We start from the raw sequence: 18,068 nt of genomic DNA, 5'->3' as shown, positions 1-18,068 counted from the left end.
TATTTTCCTGATTGAAACAATTAATCGATTGTTCCGTTTCGACCAAACGATGGCAATTTAAAGCCAGGTTCTTTATGCATCCAGATATAGAAGGCACGACCTGTTAAGTTTTCTTCCGGAACAAGCCCCCAGAAACGACTGTCAGCACTCTGATCGCGATTATCCCCCATCGCAAAGTAATGACCTTCTGGTACTTTCACTTCCCAATATAAACCATTTTCACCTGAATATTTACCATTTTCCAGATAGTTAATATAAGGTGCCTGACGAGCAACATTCACCCCTTCCAGCTCACGCATGGTAAAAGTATGCTCGCCCAGGGTTTCTTTATGATAAATAGCTGTCGGTGTATCTAAACGGTCTTTTTCGCGGCTAAATTCTACTGGAACTTTCGCTACTTTTTCACCATTAATGCTCAACTGGCCATGATCATAAACAATATGATCGCCTGGCAAGCCGACAATACGCTTGATATAACTGATAGTCGGTTGCGGTGGATAACGAAATACCGCTACATCACCACGTTCTGGACTGCCGGTATCAATAATTTTGGTATTGACCATAGGCAGTTTGATGCCATAGTCAAATTTATTCACCAGAATAAAATCACCGGTTTCCAGCGTCGGCACCATCGAATCGGATGGAATATTAAAAGGTTCATATAAAAACGAACGCAGTACCAGCACAATCGTCAGTACCGGCCAAAAGTCATAAGCCCAGGTGATAATGAAATTCTCATGGCCTTTGCCTCGGGTTTGTCTTTGTTTCAAAACAAACTTGTCTAGCAACCACACTGCAACAAAAAACAGGGTCGCAGGCACAAGAATCAAATTAAAATCAAAATCCATGGGCTTATATCCTTATTATTTTAGCGTTCGACTTTTAATACGGCTAAGAACGCTTCTTGCGGGATTTCTACACTACCCACCTGTTTCATGCGTTTCTTACCTTCTTTCTGTTTAGACAGAAGTTTTTTCTTACGTGACACGTCACCACCATAACACTTCGCCAATACGTTTTTACGCATCGCTTTTACAGTCGAACGGGCAATGATTTGTGCACCAATTGCAGCCTGAATCGCCACATCAAACATTTGACGTGGAATCAGGTCTTTCATTTTTTCAACCAGCGCAATACCACGATGACGTGCATCATTACGGTGACAGATCATCGCCAAGGCATCGACTTTTTCCCCATTGATCAAGACATCTACTTTGACTAAAGATGAGCTTTCAAAACGGACAAAGTTATAGTCCAGTGATGCAAAACCACGTGAACAAGACTTCAATTTATCAAAGAAGTCCATGACCACTTCGGCCATTGGAATTTCGAAAGTAATGGAAACCTGATTCGCCATAAACTTCATGTCTTTTTGCACACCACGGCGCTCAACACATAACGTCATGACGTTACCCAAGTATTCTTGCGGTACCAGAATATGACATTCAGCAATCGGTTCACGCAGATCTTCAACGGTTGAACCATCCGGCATTTTGGATGGACTGTCGATATAAATCGTCTGACCATTCTTCATCACCGCTTCATAAATTACAGTTGGCGCAGAAGAAATCAGGTCAAGATCGTATTCGCGTTCCAGACGTTCTTGTACGATCTCCATGTGCAGCATGCCCAAGAAGCCACAGCGGAAACCAAACCCGAGTGCATCTGAACTTTCAGGTTCAAAGAACAAGGCCGAGTCATTAATTTGTAGCTTATGCAATGCTTCACGGAAAGGTTCAAAATCGCTGGCATCAATTGGGAATAAACCGGCATAAACCTGCGGTTTCACCTTTTTAAAGCCCGGTAATGTTGCCACTTCAGGTGTCGCTGCCAGAGTAATCGTATCACCGACCGGTGCACCGAAAATATCTTTAATACCTGCAATCACAAAGCCAACTTCACCCGCTTCCAGCATACCGGTTTCAGTATGTTTCGGGTTAAAGATACCCACAGAAGTAATGATGTGCGTTTGACCTGTTGATTTAATCAACATTTTGTCGCCTTTACGCACACGACCTTGCTTGACCCGAACCAGAGAAACCACACCCAGGTAGTTATCAAACCAAGAATCCACAATCAGCGCTTGTAACGGCGCTTCGCGATCCCCCTCAGGTGCAGGAATTACATTGACCAGTGTTTCAAGCACACCTTCAATACCTAAACCTGTTTTTGCAGAACAGGTCGGCGCTTCTGTGGCTTCAATCCCGATGATGTCTTCAATTTCCTGAATCACACGTTCAGGTTCGGCTTGCGGCAAGTCAATCTTGTTTAGTACCGGAAGTACTTCCAGACCTTGTTCAATTGCGGTATAGCAATTGGCAACAGACTGTGCTTCTACGCCCTGCGCTGCATCTACCACCAGCAAGGCACCTTCACAGGCAGCAAGCGAGCGTGATACTTCATACGAGAAGTCGACGTGTCCCGGCGTATCAATAAAGTTCAACTGATACTCTTGACCGTTGGGATGAGTATAGTACAAGGTTACCGAAGTGGCTTTAATGGTAATCCCACGTTCGCGCTCAAGCTCCATTGAGTCAAGGACTTGAGCCTGCATTTCACGATCTTGCAAGCCGCCACAAGTTTGAATAAATCGATCCGCTAGAGTCGATTTACCGTGGTCAATGTGCGCAATAATCGAGAAGTTACGAATGTTTTTAATATCAACAGATTTTTTAGCTTGCGCCATGGGTTACCTTGAGAAAAAACACGCTATGTAATTTAAAAATATTACATAACAAAAGCCGAATAGAAATTGCGAAGGATTATAGCAGAATGGTGATCTAGAAAAAGAATTATATTTTTTCCTTTATTCCCTAGGTCGCGTACACCTCAGTCAGATGAAATCTGGATCACCATGATTAGAAAATAGCTCCCCAGCTCCACTTCTTCCTCAATATTATCCAGATGTACTGCTCAAACTGGAAAATGTTGTCTCATTAATCCAGATGTAAAATTGAAAAATCAAAAGGATTTATATGTTCTGAAAGTGGCTGATATGCTTGGGTAAATGTCGGTGACATGCGTTTGGGACGTCCGGTGGCCATTTCGATACAGGCCCATTGGGTACTTCCAGTAAACAACAGAATCTGATCCTGTGGTCGATAAAATGCGTATTGTCTAAATGAATACAAGGCATTGATATCATTAAGCCAGGTGCGCAGAATAATCTCGTCGCCTTCAAAAGCCGCCTTGCGATATTGCACCTGATGCTCAACCGCGACCATGGCATGTTTCAGCTCCACATATTGCTTGAGTCCCAAACCCAGCTTTTCAATATGAGCTGATGCGACATCCTGCATCCATTGCACATAGATCACATTGTTCACATGACCCAATCCATCAATATGTTTGGTTTGAACCGTTAATGCAAGATCAAAAATACCGCTCACTGTGCTCTTATCCTTTCCATGATTTTAAGGCTATAGAGTCTACCGAATTTATCGCTCGGGTAAATTGCAAAAAATAAAAAACCGCTTCTACAAGCGGTCTTTCACGAAAATCTAGCAATCTTATGAGATACGCATTCCGACTACCGCAAGTTGACCCTGACGAATCAAGGTCACGCGCGCGATGCTACCCTTTTTCAGTTCAGACACCTCTTGCACAAACTGATTGGAATTCAGTACTGTCTGGTTATTAATTTGGGTGATCACATCATTCGGCATGATTCGTGCCTGTGCAGCAATACCACCCGGACGTACATCCTGAATCACCACACCGCCTTTAATTTCTAACCGCGCCAGCTCTGCTGGACTTAAGTCACGAATTGAAACCCCGATCACTGGTCCTTTACTTGGTTGAGCCTGTGTGCCTGCTTTTGCCGGGGTATCATCTGGTGCCGCACTTAAAGTCGCTGCAATACTACGACGTTTATCATCACGCAAGATTTCAAGTTGTACCTGTTGCTGAGGTGCAGTACGGTTCAGATAGTTCAACAATTCACTGGTACGTGAGATTGGGGTACCGTTGTATTTTAAGATGACATCACTAGCACGCAGACCTGCACGTGCAGCCGGTGAGTTTGGCGCAACCTGAGTCACCAGGGAACCTTCAGGCTTAGGCAGATTATAAGATTCAGCCAGGTTACGGTCGATATCCTGCAAACTCACCCCCAGATATGAACGCGTCACTTTGCCGTTCTTCTTCAATTGATCCGCAACTTCCATCGCCACATCAATCGGGATCGAGAAGGACAAACCCATATACCCCCCGGTTCCACTAAAGATCCGTGAGTTAACACCGACCACTTCACCACGCTGGTTAAACAGAGGGCCACCGGAATTACCTGGGTTGAGAGCTACATCGGTCTGGATAAAAGGTACTGCAGTTTCACCCATCATGTTGCGCATTTTGGCACTAACAATTCCAGCAGAAGCGGAATAATCAAAGCCAAATGGCGAACCAATGGCGAGTACAGGCTCACCAACACGTAAGCGTCCGACATCTCCTGTCCGTAATTCTGGGAAATTCGAACCATTTACCTTCAGCAAAGCTACGTCAGTTCGTGCATCACTACCGACAACAGTGGCATCAATTTCACGACGGTCATTCAGGGTAATTGTAACTTTGGAAGCTTCCTCAACCACATGATGATTGGTTAGCAGATAACCATCCTTGCTGATAAAGAATGCACTGCCATAGCCCGTCTTTTCCTGTGGCATACGCTGCTGCGGAATAATCACCTGATTGCCAAAAAAGCGGCGCAGAATTTCTGGAACTTGTTGTTGTAAGAGCTCTTCTTCGCTCATTTTTTTAACGACATTGACACTGACTACAGCAGGACTGACCTGCTCCACCAGATTTGAAAAATCAACCGGCGTAACCGCCTGCAACTGTGCAGCACTCATGGTGAGGGTCGCTGCAAATAATCCTTTTTTTAAGTCTAGAATTTTCATATAAATTATTCACTCAAATTGTTGATAAATTTATGTAAATAGGTTTTATCACAAACACTGTAAAGTTTAAGTAATAATATGTTTCAAAACGTCGCTCTGGACAATATCTCATTATCAAAACCCTAAGTTAAGACTTTGATTAATTTTTTTCATCAATAAATGAGCACTTCAACGCTTGCCTTTTGTACAAAAAAGCGCTGTTATTACCAAACTTTTTTTAAAATTAGCTGATGGACATGTCTAATTTATCCCTTACCCATCAATTTGACGTCATTATTGTGGGCAGTGGCGGTGCCGGTTTAAGTTTAGCCTTATCGCTCCCAGATCATTTTAATATTGCAGTCTTGGCGAAATCTACCCTGACAGATGCCAGCACTTTTTATGCGCAAGGCGGCGTGGCTGCAGTACTGGATGAAATGGATTCGATTGAACAGCATATTGATGACACCATGATTGCAGGCGCACAGCTATGTGAAATGGGTGCGGTTAAACAAACGGTAGAAGGTGGCAAACCCTCGGTTGATTTCCTGCTGAAACATGGCGTTCAATTTACCCTCGATGAACAGGAACAATTACATCTCACCCGTGAAGGTGGCCATTCACAGCGCCGAATTATTCATGCGGCCGATGCCACGGGTCGTGCCATTTCCACCACCTTGGTACAACGCGCCCAAGAAAAACAGAATATTAAAATCTTTGAAAATTATATTGCGATTGACCTGATCTGTTCACAAAAGCTCGGTTTAGACGGCGATAATCGTGCGCTGGGTTTATATGTGCTGGATGAAAACACTGAGAAAGTGCATACCTTTTTAGCGCCATTTACCGCCCTTGCCTGTGGCGGTGCTATGAAAGCTTATCTTTACACCTCAAATCCGGATATTGCCACCGGTGATGGTATTGCCATGGCCTATCGTGCCGGCTGCCGGGTCGCCAATATGGAATTTAACCAGTTTCATCCGACCTGCCTGTATCATCCGCAAGCACGTTCTTTCCTGATCACTGAAGCAATGCGTGGTGAAGGCGCTTATCTGCGTCTGCCCGATGGTGAACGCTTTATGCTGCGTTTTGATGAACGAGCCGAACTCGCACCGCGTGATATTGTGGCACGTGCTATCGACTATGAAATCAAGCGTCTCGGTATACGTCATGTCTGGCTGGACATTACCCATAAAGATGAAAGCTTTGTCAAAGAGCATTTCCCTACCCTGTATGCCCGTCTGCTTGAACTAGGGATCGATATTACCAAAGACATGATTCCAGTTGTTCCGGCAGCCCATTATACTTGCGGTGGTGTTGTGGTCGATGAAAACAGTCAGACTGATATTGCTGGACTCTATGCAATTGGGGAAACCTCTTATACTGGCCTGCATGGTGCTAACCGTATGGCCAGTAACTCACTTTTAGAATGTTTTGTCTATGGAATGAGTGCGGCCAAGCACATTCAGGAAAATTTTAAGACCGATCAGCCAGCTCCTGTAGTCCCAGTTTGGGATGATTCTCAGGTGACCAACCCCGATGAGGATGTCGTAATTCTGCAAAACTGGGATGAGCTACGTCAGACCATGTGGAACTATGTCGGAATCGTACGCACGACCAAACGCCTGGAACGTGCGCTACATCGTATTGAAATGCTGAAAAAAGAAATTACCGAGTATTATCAGGATTACCAGGTCAGCAAAAATCTGATTGAGTTACGTAATCTGGTGCTGGTGTCCGACATGATTGTACGCTGTGCCATGCACCGCAAAGAATCTCGCGGTCTGCATTTCACCCTGGATTATCCAGAGCTGCTACCAGAACTACGCAAAACAGTCCTCGTCCCACCAAATTTTGAAGTGGAAACACCTTTGGTGAATTGTTAAAAGTAGATGGAGATAACATCCTTGGATGATATCTCCTTTTCTTTTTAGATTTTTATTTGCTCAAAGTCAGCTTAGGCTATTTATAGCCAGTCTTCTAATTTCAAATATTTAACGTTGTGGTGGAATTGAATATGTTCCGGTCACATGCGCCACAGGTTCTTCATGATCTATCGAATAAATCCAGACTTCTCCCACGATCAGTGCCTTGCCGACCTTGATCAGCTTACATTCTCCCCATATATCCGTTCCACCAGAAGGTTTACGTAAAAAATTGATATTCAAGTTAGTGGTCACGGCCAAACCGACCAATCCAATTTCACCCAGAATGGCGACATAAAGAGCAAAATCCGCCAAGGTCATCATGGTTGGGCCAGAAACTGTGCCGCCTGGGCGCAATTCTTCTGATCTCACCTGATAAACCAGAGTGGCTCCACGCGGAGAAACGGCTTCAATCCGGCACTTCTCCAGACTTTGCGGAAATTCTTTTTGTAAAAATTGTTCTATCTCAGTTTTGGTCGTTTTCATCTTATTAAAAAAATCTTCTATATCAGCCTTAATATAGAAGATTCTTCATAGATAAACCTAGAGAAAAATTAAATAAAAAGTATTTTAATTCCAAGCTTATTTTAAATAACTTAAGGCCTGCTCAAATACCTGCTCAGGCGTTTGAGTTGCATCCAGACGTTTGATCCGTTCAGGATGACGTTGCCATAAAGTTTCATATCCCGCTCTCACTTTCTCAAAGAAAGTGACTTTTTCCTGTTCAAAGCGATCCAGCGCACCACGTTCACGTGCTCGGTTCATCCCCAATTCAATAGGCGCTTCTAACCAGAACGTGATGTCCGGCATGCGTGCGACAAAGTGGTCATTCAGTAACTGCAACTTGGTTTCGCTCAGACCCCGACCTGCACATTGATAGGCAAAGCTGGCATCGCTAAAACGGTCACACAGGACAATTTTCCCGGCTGCTAATGCAGGCAGAATCACTTGTGCCAGATGCTGGGCACGCGCTGCATACATCAATAACAGCTCGGTATCATGCGCCATGGCTTCTTCATGGTTCACAGCCAGCAACAGCGAGCGAATCTGCTCAGCCATCGGGGTTCCACCGGGTTCACGAGTCAAAATAACATCTTTGCCCTGGGCGATAAAATCTTCATAGATCGAACGAATGAGCGTGGTTTTACCTACACCTTCTGTGCCTTCAAAGCTAATAAACATACTCATTCCCTATTTTTCGAGCGTAAAATCGTCAGATATTCCTGTACGGCTTTATTGTGGTCATTAAGATTGCTCGTGAACTTATGTCCACCATTACCGGTAGCGACAAAATACAGGTTGTCAGAATTATCCGGATGCATGGCTGCTTCAATGGCTTTCTTGCTTGGCAACGCAATTGGCGTTGGCGGCAAACCTGAAATAGTATAGGTGTTATACGGCGTCGGTGTGCGTAAATCTTTACGGGTAATATTGCCATTATAATTATCGCCCATTCCGTAAATCACTGTTGGATCGGTCTGTAAACGCATGCCAATTTTTAAACGGCGTACAAATACCCCAGAAACCTGTTCCAATTCACGATCTACACTGGTCTCTTTTTCAATAATCGATGCCATAATCAGCGCGTCATATTTATTCTGATATGGCAGATCAGTTGCACGTTTCGCCCACGCCTCATCCAGTGCTTTCATCTGTCGCTGATAAAGATTGGTCAGAATTTTACGGTCAGTTTCACCTTTGGCAAAGAAATAAGTATCCGGTGCAAACAGCCCTTCAGGATGTGAAAACGGAATATTCAGTTCTTTGAGTAATTGCTCAGTAGGCAGATGCAGCACTTCTTTGGTGACCAGATCATTTTTCTTCAGGGCATCAATCAGTTGCTTAAAAGTCGTTCCTTCAATCACCAGAATCCGGCTCATCTGGGCATTGTCTGCATCGGAAATCATCTCCAAGACCTGACGGATGCTCATGCCCTGGCGCACTTCATACACGCCCGCTTTCATGGTGTCATGAATCATGATGCGCTGATACAGCTTGAGAATGATCGGGAAACTCACCTGATCTTCTGTGGCCAGACGATCAATAAAACCGGAATAGGTTTGACCAGATTCGATCGCGAGCAGCTGTTTTTTTCCTTCGACAGGATACTCCTTCCACAAACTGCTTTTCAGGATCAACGCCAAGATCAAAGCAATCCCCATCAGGACCAAGGCAATTCCTTTGAAAGATGAGGAGAATCTCGCTTTATTTTTCTTTTTGGCTTTAGGTTTGGAAGCTGACATATTAAGACATCTGGTTCAATCGAAGACGGTTAAAAATTTCAATACAAGCATCGCCATCCAAGGTTCGCTGCTCAAATTGCGTGACAATTTTCATCGGGCTGAGTGCATTGCAGAAAAACAGGCTTTGAATATGGTTGATTTCATCCATATCGATACAGCGTTGCTGACAGCTAATTCCCTGATCTTGCATACGTTGTAGAATTTCTGCACGCATGACACCGAAGACGCCATTATAACGAAGTTCCGGCGTAATCCATGTATTGTTTATACGAATGAAACAATTACTGCTTACCCCTTCGACAACACCGCCCTGTACATCTGTCACCAGGGCCTCAGGCCAGCCGCTTTGATCTGCTTCCTGTTTCAGCAAAACCTGCTCTAGACGGTTCAAGGTTTTTAGCCCGACCAGACTCGGCATCGTCAATCCTAATGCCTGCTGTAAGATGCCACTTTGAATCTGCTCAAACTTAAAATCCTGTACGCTTTGAGGATAATAAAAAAACCAGAGATCTGCAGGATGATCCGGCAAGCTATAACCGCGCTGACCTACTCCACGACTGAGCACGATTTTTAATGTTCCATTCAGCTCACGTTCTGACTCCCTTAAAAGCTGTAAACTTTCTGCAATCAGATCAAGATTGGCATTCAGGCTTAATTTCTGATTGCTGATTTGCAAACGTGCCAGATGACGCTCATATAATTCAATCCGATTATGCCGAATCCGGGCCGTGGTAAAACAGCCATCACCATAATGAAAGCCACGATCCAGCACATCTATTTGGCTGACATGTTGGGCATTTTTTAAATACAGCATATTTTGCAGCCTCTAAAATGAAAAATTGAGCAGTCAGATTCAGGCTTCACCTATATATCTCTTTTACTCACATCCAATTCTTTTTTAATAATTTTTTATGCAAAAAAACTCAAGCTATTCTTGCCTCATCTAACAAAAGCTAAAAAACTTGAGGAAAAAATGAGCATTCGTAAATTAAAAATTGGGGTATTGACAGCACTGGTATCAGCAAGCGCTTTTAGTGTCTCTGCAAAAGATTTCCTAAACGTTTCATATGACCCGACTCGTGAATTATATGACAATTTCAATAAGGAATTCAGCGCATACTGGAAAAAAACCACCGGTCAGGATATTAACTATAAACAGTCACATGGCGGTTCAGGCAAACAGGCACGTGCCGTGATTGACGGACTGGATGCCGATGTTGTAACACTGGCACTGGCAGCAGATATTGATGAAATTGCAGAACGTGGTTTGCTGCCTAAAGACTGGCAAAAGAAATTCCCGCAGAATTCGACACCCTATACTTCAACCATCGTTTTTCTTGTACGTAAAGGCAATCCAAAAGGAATCAAGGATTGGGGCGATCTGGTTAAACCGGGCGTAGACATTATTACTCCAAACCCGAAAACCTCAGGTGGGGCGCGCTGGAATTATTTAGCTGCCTGGGCGTGGGCCAAACATCAAAAAGGTGGCAATGATGCCAAAGCACAAGACTTTGTCCGTCAAATCTACAAACAAACCAAAGTACTGGATTCTGGTGCGCGTGGTGCCACCACCACTTTTGCTGAGCGCGGCATTGGGGATGTATTACTCGCTTGGGAAAATGAAGCGCATTTAGCTGTCCGCGAACAGCCGGGAAAATTTGAAATCATTACCCCTTCTCTGTCTATTCTGGCTGAACCACCGGTGGCGATTGTAGAAAAGAATGCCAAGAAAGATGGTAATGAACATCTGGCCAAAGCCTATCTGAATTATCTGTATTCACCTGCTGGGCAAACTGTGGCTGCGAAAAACTTTTACCGTCCACGTAATGCGAATGTCTTGAAGCAGTACAGCAGTGTATTTAAATCCTTAAAACTGGTGACCATTGATAAGGAGTTTGGCGGCTGGAGCAAGGTGCAGAAACAGCATTTTGACAATGGCGGTGTGTTTGATCAGATTGTCAAAGCCAATCACGCAAAATAATACTTTAAATGCAGTTCATTATGGCCTTTGTTCATAAGGCCATTCTTATTTCAAACACTTAAGAGCTTATTTATCTCTTTTTTTCATATAAAATTCATTTTTAATTATTTTTTATGCATAAAGAATAAGTTTATTCTGCGCTTATGTTACAGAACATATCAGAGATTCAGTCCAGATGAGCATTTCAAACACATTAAAACTTGGGGTTTTAGCAGCTGTTATCTCGGCAACCTCATTTGGTGCAGCAGCACGTGATTTTCTCAATGTATCCTATGATCCGACCCGTGAACTGTATGAAGATGTAAATAAGAATTTTGGCAAATATTGGGAAAGCCGTACCGGTCAAAAAATCAATTTCAAGCAATCGCATGGCGGTTCAGGCAAACAGGCACGTGCCGTGATTGATGGTCTGGATGCAGATATCGTAACGTTAGCATTGGCTGCCGATATTGATGTGCTGGCAGAAAAAGCTAAACTGTTACCTGCGGACTGGCAAAAGAAATTGCCGCAAAACTCGACGCCTTATACTTCAACCATCGTGTTCCTGGTGCGTAAAGGCAATCCGAAAGAGATTAAGGACTGGGGTGATCTGGTCAAACCGGGCGTAGCAATCATTACCCCAAACCCGAAAACTTCAGGCGGTGCACGCTGGAATTATCTGGCGGCTTGGGCTTGGGCCAAACATCAGGCGGGCGGCAACGATAAGACTGCGCAAGAATTTGTTCGTAAAATTTATAAAAATACCAAAGTTCTGGATTCCGGGGCACGTGGTTCAACCACGACCTTTGCTGAACGTGGCATTGGGGATGTTTTACTCGCATGGGAAAACGAAGCGCATTTAGCCCTTCGCGAACAGCCGGGCAAGTTTGAAATTATTACCCCTTCTCTGTCGATTCTGGCTGAGCCACCGGTGGCGATTGTAGAAAAAAATGCCAAGAAAAAAGGCAACCAGTACTTGGCTCAAGGTTATTTGAACTTCCTGTATTCGCCATTGGGTCAAGACCTGGCAGGTAAACATTATTATCGTCCACGTAATGCCAAAGTACTGGCCAAATACAGCCAAGTATTTAAGCCATTAAAACTGGTGACGGTTGATCAGGAATTTGGCGGCTGGAACAAAGTACAAAAGGCTCACTTTGAAAATGGTGGTGTATTTGACCAGATCGTTAAAGCCAACAGCGCGAAATAATTTTCCAAGCTGATTGATATAGGAGCATCGACATGATTCATACGCTTATCGTTCCTGGTGTAGGTGGCAGTGAATACAACCACTGGCAAACCTGCTTACAGCACCGGCTGATGCGATGCTCCCGTGTGCAGCAAAAGGACTGGAATCATCCGGTACTGGATGTCTGGGTGGCAGAATTTGTCAAAACTCTGCAAGCCATTCCAGCAGAGGTTCAGATTGTCGCACACAGCTTTGGCTGTCTGACCAGTATTGCGGCCCTTGCCCGACATCCCGAACTCAATGCAAAAGTAAAAAATCTGCTATTGGTGGCACCAGCTAATCCGGCACGATTTGGGGAAAATGGTTTTTCGCGCGACAGTCAGACTGACTACAGCACCTATTTTCAACAGCTCAAGCTTCAGGTGCCCACCACGTTATTGATCAGTGAAAATGATCCCTGGTTAAGTTTTGAAGATGCCCACATACTGGCCCAAACCTGGAAAATCAAACCAATTAATCTGGGTGCAGTCGGTCATGTCAATGTCGCTTCTGGTTTTGGCCCTTTTCCTGAAATTGAACACTATTTGATTTCAGAAAACACTATGCCCCATATCAGCAAAGTTGATGAGAGCAAGTGTTATTTTAAATTTGCATTTTAGTCGCTGCAAATTATGCTTGTGCCCAAATTGTTTTTTTATTTTAGCTGATTGACTTCAATCAGCTTTCTCTCTTCTGAGGAGTAATCATGTCGCAGCGATCCCGAGTGCTGCCAGGATTTGGTCTTTCTCTAGGCTTTACCCTAGCGTATTTGTCATTAATCGTTTTGATCCCGCTGTCAGCTGTTTTTATTAAATCACTGGGCATTGGCTGGGATGGCTTATGGGAAATCCTGAGCTCTGAACGTATCTTGAAATCATTGCAGTTAAGTTTCACCGCGGCCATTGTCGCTGCACTGGTCAATGTAGTGTTTGGCCTGTTACTGGCGTGGTGTCTGGTACGTTACAGCTTTCCGGGCAAACGTATTGTCGATGCCCTGGTAGATTTGCCTTTTGCCTTACCCACTGCGGTTGCGGGTATTGCCCTGACCTCTTTATATGCACCGACCGGCTGGATTGGTCAATATTTAGAACCGATTGGCATTCAAGTCGCTTATACCCCGATTGGTATTACACTGGCATTGATCTTTATTGGTCTGCCTTTTGTAGTGCGTACGGTTCAGCCAGTCCTTAGCGATCTGGAAACCGAACTGGAAGAAGCTGCATCTGCATTGGGTGCCAACCGTTTTCAGATTGTGACCAAAGTGATTTTCCCAATTCTGCTGCCTGCGCTGATCACTGGCTTCGCTTTAGCCTTTGCCCGTGGTGTCGGTGAATATGGTTCAGTGATCTTTATTGCTGGTAACCAGCCTTTTGAAACGGAAATTGCACCCTTAATGATTATTTCTCGCCTAGAAGAATATGACTATGCCGGTGCAACCACGATTGCTGTCGTCATGCTACTGATTTCCTTCGTGATGCTATTCCTGATTAACTTATTACAGGCATGGGCTAGCCGTCGTACCGGGAGAACTGCGCGATGAGTTTAAATACCAACAGCAATGCGCTGGCTGAAAAGTTGCAATCCCGTGATGCAACCCGTGAGCCAACTTGGGTACGTTATACGCTGCTCACTATTGCCTTAATCTTCTTTTTAAGCTGCCTGATTCTGCCCTTGATTCTGGTTTTTGTTGAAGCCTTTAAACAAGGGGTTGGCGTTTATACCCAAGCGCTGGTGCATCCGGATACTCTGTCGGCAGTAAAACTTACCTTGCTGACGGCTGCAATCGCAGTACCGCTCAACGTCGTATTTGGTGTTGCGGCAGCCTGGTCTGTAGCGAAGTTCAACTTTCCGGGGAAATCATTCCTGACCACCATTATTGATCTCCCTTTCTCGGTTTCACCTGTGATCGCGGGTATGATGCTGGTGCTGATTTTCGGTACCCAAGGCTGGATGGGTTCTTGGCTGATGGATCACGATATCAAGATCCTTTATGCAGTGCCTGCGATTGTCCTAGCGACTATCTTTATTACGGTACCTTTTGTTGCGCGTGAGCTAATTCCATTAATGGAAGCACAAGGAACCGAAGAAGAAGAAGCTGCGATTGTACTCGGTGCATCTGGCTGGCAGACTTTCTGGAAAGTGACCCTGCCCAATATCAAATGGGGTCTGATCTATGGCGTGATTCTGTGTAATGCGCGGGCCATGGGTGAATTTGGTGCGGTGTCGGTGGTTTCCGGCCATATCCGTGGTGAAACCAATACCTTGCCGCTACACGTCGAAATTCTATATAACGAATATACCTTTAGTGCTGCGTTTGCCGTGTCATCACTCCTGGCTCTCCTCGCAATTGTAACCCTGATTTTAAAAACATGGGTGGAACTGCGCCAGGAAAAACAAGACAAACGTAATGAAGATTCAACAGTTTCTTAAGGAATGCCCACATGAGTATTCAAGTACAAAATATTGAAAAACACTTTGGTGCATTCCATGCACTGAAAAATATCTCGCTGGATTTTCCAGATGGTCAACTGGTCGCGCTTCTTGGCCCATCTGGTTGTGGCAAAACCACTTTGCTACGGATTATTGCCGGCCTGGAATCTGCGGATGGTGGCCAAGTGATTTTAGAAGGTCAGGATGCCACCAATGTTCATGTGCGTGAGCGTGAAGTCGGTTTTGTATTCCAGCACTATGCCCTGTTCCGTCATATGACGGTATTTGACAACATCGCCTTTGGCCTGCGTGTGCGTCCACGTAAAACCCGTCCATCGGAAGCGGAAATTAAAAAACGTGTGACACGTTTACTCGACTTGGTTCAGCTCGGTTTCCTGGCTGACCGATATCCAGCTCAACTTTCTGGGGGTCAGCGTCAGCGTATTGCCCTTGCACGTGCTCTGGCCGTTGAACCACGTGTATTATTACTAGATGAACCTTTCGGTGCACTGGATGCCAAAGTGCGTAAGGAACTGCGTCGCTGGTTACGTACCCTGCATGACGAATTGCATATTACTTCGATCTTCGTGACTCATGATCAGGAAGAAGCACTTGAAGTTGCAGATCAGATCGTAGTAATGAACAAAGGCAATGTAGAGCAGATCGGTTCACCGCGTGAGGTCTATGAAACCCCGAAAACTCCATTTGTATTCGACTTTTTGGGTCAGGCGAACCGTTTTGAAGGTCAGAACCATGCAGGCATCATCCAGCTCGGTGAAGACCGTATTCAATTCGAGGGTGCAAAAAATGCCGCTCAAGGTGAAGTGATTTTATTCGCACGTCCAGATGAACTACGCATCCATGCACAGCCACACGACAATGCCATTCAGGCGACCTTCATTCGTGAATTATGGATCGCGGGTAAAGTAGTTGCTGAGCTAAATGACCGTCAAGGCAATCTGATTGAAATCTTACTGACGCCTGATGAAGCGAGAGCGCATCAATTCCGCCCAAATCAAACTGTTTGGTTAAGTGCGGTGAATTTGCATTTATTTGAAAACCAGGTCGCTTAAGATCAAAAGATGGGGCTTTAAAATGCCCCATCCTCTTCTAGGGTAAGAGAATTATGAATTTCCAACAATTAAGAATTATACGAGAAACGGTTAGACAAAACTTTAATTTAACTGAAGCTTCTGCTGCGCTTTATACTTCACAGTCCGGGGTAAGTAAGCATATTAAAGATCTGGAAGATGAACTGGGGGTGCAGCTGTTTATTCGCAAAGGTAAACGTCTACTGGGCTTAACCGAACCGGGCCAGGCACTTTTAGGCATTGTAGAACGCATGCTGGTCGATGCCGACAATATCAAACGTCTGGCCGATGATTTCAATAAAGTCGATGAAGGTACATTGACCGTTGCCACAACGCATACCCAGGCGCGTTATGTGTTGCCACCAATTGTCAGCCAATTCAAAAAAGAATTCCCTAAAGTACATTTGATTTTGCAACAGGCCAGCCCGATTGAAATCACGGAAATGCTACTGCAAGGTCAAGCGGATATCGGTATTGCGACCGAAGCACTCACCACTGAAGATAATCTGGCCAGCGTACCTTACTATAACTGGCAACACAGTATTATTACCCCGCAGAATCATCCACTGGCAAGTAAAGAACACGTGCTCATCGAAGATCTGGCGCACTACCCGATTATTACCTATCATGGTGGTTTTACCGGTCGCTCCAAGATTGATACCGCCTTTGAAGAAGCTGGTTTTGATGTAGATATTGTGATGTCCGCGCTTGATGCCGATGTCATCAAGACCTATGTAGAAATGAATATGGGCATCGGCATTGTCAACGATGTGGCCTATGACCCGGAGCGTGATTACCGTTTAAAGCAGATTGAAACCGATATTTTCGGCGTAAATACCACCTGGATTGCAGTGCGTAAAGGTCATTTATTACGCGGTTATGGCTACGAGTTTATTTCCCTCTGCTCACCAGACGCAGATATTAAGGCACTGAAAAAAGTGGCTTATCCAGACGAATAAATTGCAGTATTTTAAGTTTTTAATCAAAGAGGCTACATCGCCTCTTTTTTATTTTTTGAGTGGATAAAGAATATAAATATCAAGCATAATCACGTGCATAATAAATTGAATTATACCAAGATGATTAATCATAAATTTGCTCTTTTCTCCATGGGCTTGTTTTTCTCCGGGTCAGGTTATGCAGCAGCGTTTGAACAATCTAACCAAAGCATCCAATCGTTTTTTGAAAAAAATCATTATGCTGAAGTTTCTCTAGCTTGGGTCCGCCCTGATATCAGCGGTCAGGTACAACATACCGAAGAGCTGCAACAATTAGGCATCACTGATTTTTCTACAGGAAATCTTACCCATAGCGAATGGGTTTCCAATGCCGCATTAAAAGTCCAATTGAATCCTCAAATGTCGTGGGGACTGATTTACGATCAGCCTTATTCTATAGATATCGCTTATCACTATGATCCTGTTTTTGCAGGTGCAGCACTTCCGATTGAGGCTGCTACCATTCGGTTTGAGAGCCATAATTTGACCTCATTAATTGGCTTTCAACCAGACGATAACTGGAATTTTTATACAGGGCTAAGTTATCAAAGCTTAGAGGGAAATTTATATTTATCCGGGCAGACATTTTATATATTCAATGGTTATCGGGCCACATTTGAACGAGATCCCGCTTGGGGCTGGCTTGCTGGAATCAGTTATCAGATTCCAGAATATTTTTTTAGAACTGCGCTGACCTATCGTTCTGCAATCACTCATCACAATAAAACCACTGAATCGATTGTTGTCGGTACGAATCTAGCACCTTATACAGAAATTCAAACGCCTCAGTCAGTAAATCTGGATTTTCAGACAGCTTTAACTGATCAAAATGCGCTCTATGGCACGCTACGTTGGTCAAACTGGCAGAATTTCGTGATCCAGCCGCCTAAATTTGGCGCTGTAATTGACTATGCGGCCTTACAGTTCCCTGAAGTAAAACCTTTTAGAATGATTGATTATCGTAAGGATCAATGGTCTGGAAAAATCGGACTTGCCCATCAATGGCCATCTTTTGGCATAAACTCTATCGAGCTTTTATGGGATTCTGGTACAGGAAATCCGGCTTCAACATTGAATCCGAGTGATGGCTATTGGGGTATCGGACTAGGTCATCTTTATAAGATTCAAGAAACTTGGGATATTGCTACAGGATTATATTATTTAAAGTTTCACAAACCTGAAATTTCCTCATCCGCACCTATTACGCCACAGATCGCAGGTTTATCTGCAGTTTCCGATAACAGTGCCTGGATCCTAGGTTTGAAACTGGGTTATCACTTTTAAAATTATTCTAAAAACAAAAAAACGAGCCGAAGCTC

General features: G+C 44.3%; 17 protein-coding genes. 9 read left to right on the top strand and 8 right to left on the bottom strand.

The annotated features are described in order from the left end of the window. Window positions 1–20: 20 nt before the first annotated feature. The 4 genes from lepB to J7649_RS00770 all read right to left on the bottom strand — a co-directional run bounded on the left by lepB (window position 21) and on the right by J7649_RS00770 (window position 4,895). Window positions 21–848, bottom strand: coding sequence for a signal peptidase I (gene lepB, locus J7649_RS00785; protein ID WP_219308929.1), 828 nt, complete (start codon window positions 846–848; stop codon window positions 21–23). A gap of 20 nt (window positions 849–868) precedes the next feature. Continuing rightward, on the bottom strand, window positions 869–2,686 hold the full coding sequence (lepA, locus tag J7649_RS00780) for a translation elongation factor 4 (RefSeq protein WP_004731667.1): 1,818 nt from the start codon (window positions 2,684–2,686) through the stop codon (window positions 869–871). Window positions 2,687–2,936: 250 nt separating this feature from the next. Next, complete coding sequence (locus J7649_RS00775; RefSeq protein ID WP_219308918.1) at window positions 2,937–3,389, bottom strand: acyl-CoA thioesterase; 453 nt, start codon at window positions 3,387–3,389, stop codon at window positions 2,937–2,939. 120 nt (window positions 3,390–3,509) lie between these two features. Beyond that, window positions 3,510–4,895, bottom strand: coding sequence for a Do family serine endopeptidase (locus J7649_RS00770; RefSeq protein ID WP_219308916.1), 1,386 nt, complete (start codon window positions 4,893–4,895; stop codon window positions 3,510–3,512). A 230-nt stretch (window positions 4,896–5,125) separates the two neighbouring features. Here J7649_RS00770 and nadB point away from each other — a divergent pair, with 230 nt between their 5' ends. Continuing rightward, window positions 5,126–6,760: an L-aspartate oxidase gene (gene nadB / locus J7649_RS00765; protein ID WP_219308914.1), complete on the top strand. Its 1,635-nt coding sequence runs from the start codon at window positions 5,126–5,128 to the stop codon at window positions 6,758–6,760. Between the two features lie 108 nt (window positions 6,761–6,868). Here nadB and J7649_RS00760 read toward each other — a convergent pair whose 3' ends face one another. The 4 genes from J7649_RS00760 to pabC all read right to left on the bottom strand — a co-directional run bounded on the left by J7649_RS00760 (window position 6,869) and on the right by pabC (window position 9,856). Next, window positions 6,869–7,285 (bottom strand): PaaI family thioesterase, encoded by a 417-nt coding sequence (locus tag J7649_RS00760; RefSeq protein WP_219308912.1) that lies wholly within the window; start codon window positions 7,283–7,285, stop codon window positions 6,869–6,871. 96 nt (window positions 7,286–7,381) lie between these two features. Further along, window positions 7,382–7,981, bottom strand: coding sequence for a dTMP kinase (tmk, locus tag J7649_RS00755; protein ID WP_004645627.1), 600 nt, complete (start codon window positions 7,979–7,981; stop codon window positions 7,382–7,384). 2 nt (window positions 7,982–7,983) lie between these two features. Continuing rightward, window positions 7,984–9,042: an endolytic transglycosylase MltG gene (gene mltG / locus J7649_RS00750; RefSeq protein ID WP_219308900.1), complete on the bottom strand. Its 1,059-nt coding sequence runs from the start codon at window positions 9,040–9,042 to the stop codon at window positions 7,984–7,986. Between the two features lies 1 nt (window position 9,043). Next, window positions 9,044–9,856 (bottom strand): aminodeoxychorismate lyase, encoded by an 813-nt coding sequence (gene pabC, locus J7649_RS00745; protein ID WP_219308888.1) that lies wholly within the window; start codon window positions 9,854–9,856, stop codon window positions 9,044–9,046. Between the two features lie 159 nt (window positions 9,857–10,015). Here pabC and J7649_RS00740 point away from each other — a divergent pair, with 159 nt between their 5' ends. The 8 genes from J7649_RS00740 (at window position 10,016) to J7649_RS00705 (ending at window position 18,033) form a co-directional block, all read left to right on the top strand. Next, window positions 10,016–11,023, top strand: coding sequence for a sulfate ABC transporter substrate-binding protein (locus J7649_RS00740; protein ID WP_219308886.1), 1,008 nt, complete (start codon window positions 10,016–10,018; stop codon window positions 11,021–11,023). Between the two features lie 175 nt (window positions 11,024–11,198). After that, a complete protein-coding gene (locus tag J7649_RS00735) occupies window positions 11,199–12,212 on the top strand; it encodes a sulfate ABC transporter substrate-binding protein (RefSeq protein ID WP_219308884.1) in 1,014 nt (337 codons plus the stop codon). A gap of 32 nt (window positions 12,213–12,244) precedes the next feature. Beyond that, the gene (locus J7649_RS00730; RefSeq protein WP_219308881.1) at window positions 12,245–12,850 is read left to right on the top strand and encodes an RBBP9/YdeN family alpha/beta hydrolase; all 606 of its coding nucleotides are present in this window, start codon (window positions 12,245–12,247) and stop codon (window positions 12,848–12,850) included. 86 nt (window positions 12,851–12,936) lie between these two features. Next, on the top strand, window positions 12,937–13,770 hold the full coding sequence (gene cysT, locus J7649_RS00725) for a sulfate ABC transporter permease subunit CysT (protein WP_004279076.1): 834 nt from the start codon (window positions 12,937–12,939) through the stop codon (window positions 13,768–13,770). After that, on the top strand, window positions 13,767–14,660 hold the full coding sequence (gene cysW, locus J7649_RS00720) for a sulfate ABC transporter permease subunit CysW (RefSeq protein ID WP_004279077.1): 894 nt from the start codon (window positions 13,767–13,769) through the stop codon (window positions 14,658–14,660). Before cysT ends, cysW begins: the two co-directional genes overlap by 4 nt. 11 nt (window positions 14,661–14,671) lie before the next feature. Further along, window positions 14,672–15,733, top strand: a complete 1,062-nt coding sequence (locus tag J7649_RS00715; protein ID WP_085064085.1) for a sulfate/molybdate ABC transporter ATP-binding protein — start codon at window positions 14,672–14,674, stop codon at window positions 15,731–15,733. 53 nt (window positions 15,734–15,786) lie between these two features. After that, on the top strand, window positions 15,787–16,710 hold the full coding sequence (locus J7649_RS00710) for a CysB family HTH-type transcriptional regulator (protein WP_219308879.1): 924 nt from the start codon (window positions 15,787–15,789) through the stop codon (window positions 16,708–16,710). 93 nt (window positions 16,711–16,803) lie between these two features. Next, the gene (locus tag J7649_RS00705; protein WP_219308876.1) at window positions 16,804–18,033 is read left to right on the top strand and encodes an OmpP1/FadL family transporter; all 1,230 of its coding nucleotides are present in this window, start codon (window positions 16,804–16,806) and stop codon (window positions 18,031–18,033) included. Window positions 18,034–18,068 lie beyond the last annotated feature (35 nt).

This window comes from Acinetobacter lwoffii (assembly GCF_019343495.1).
GTDB classification, from domain to species: Bacteria; Pseudomonadota; Gammaproteobacteria; order Pseudomonadales; family Moraxellaceae; genus Acinetobacter; species Acinetobacter lwoffii_P.
The sequence above is the reverse complement of the archived record's forward strand: the minus strand, read 5'-3'. Positions and strand labels throughout refer to the sequence as shown.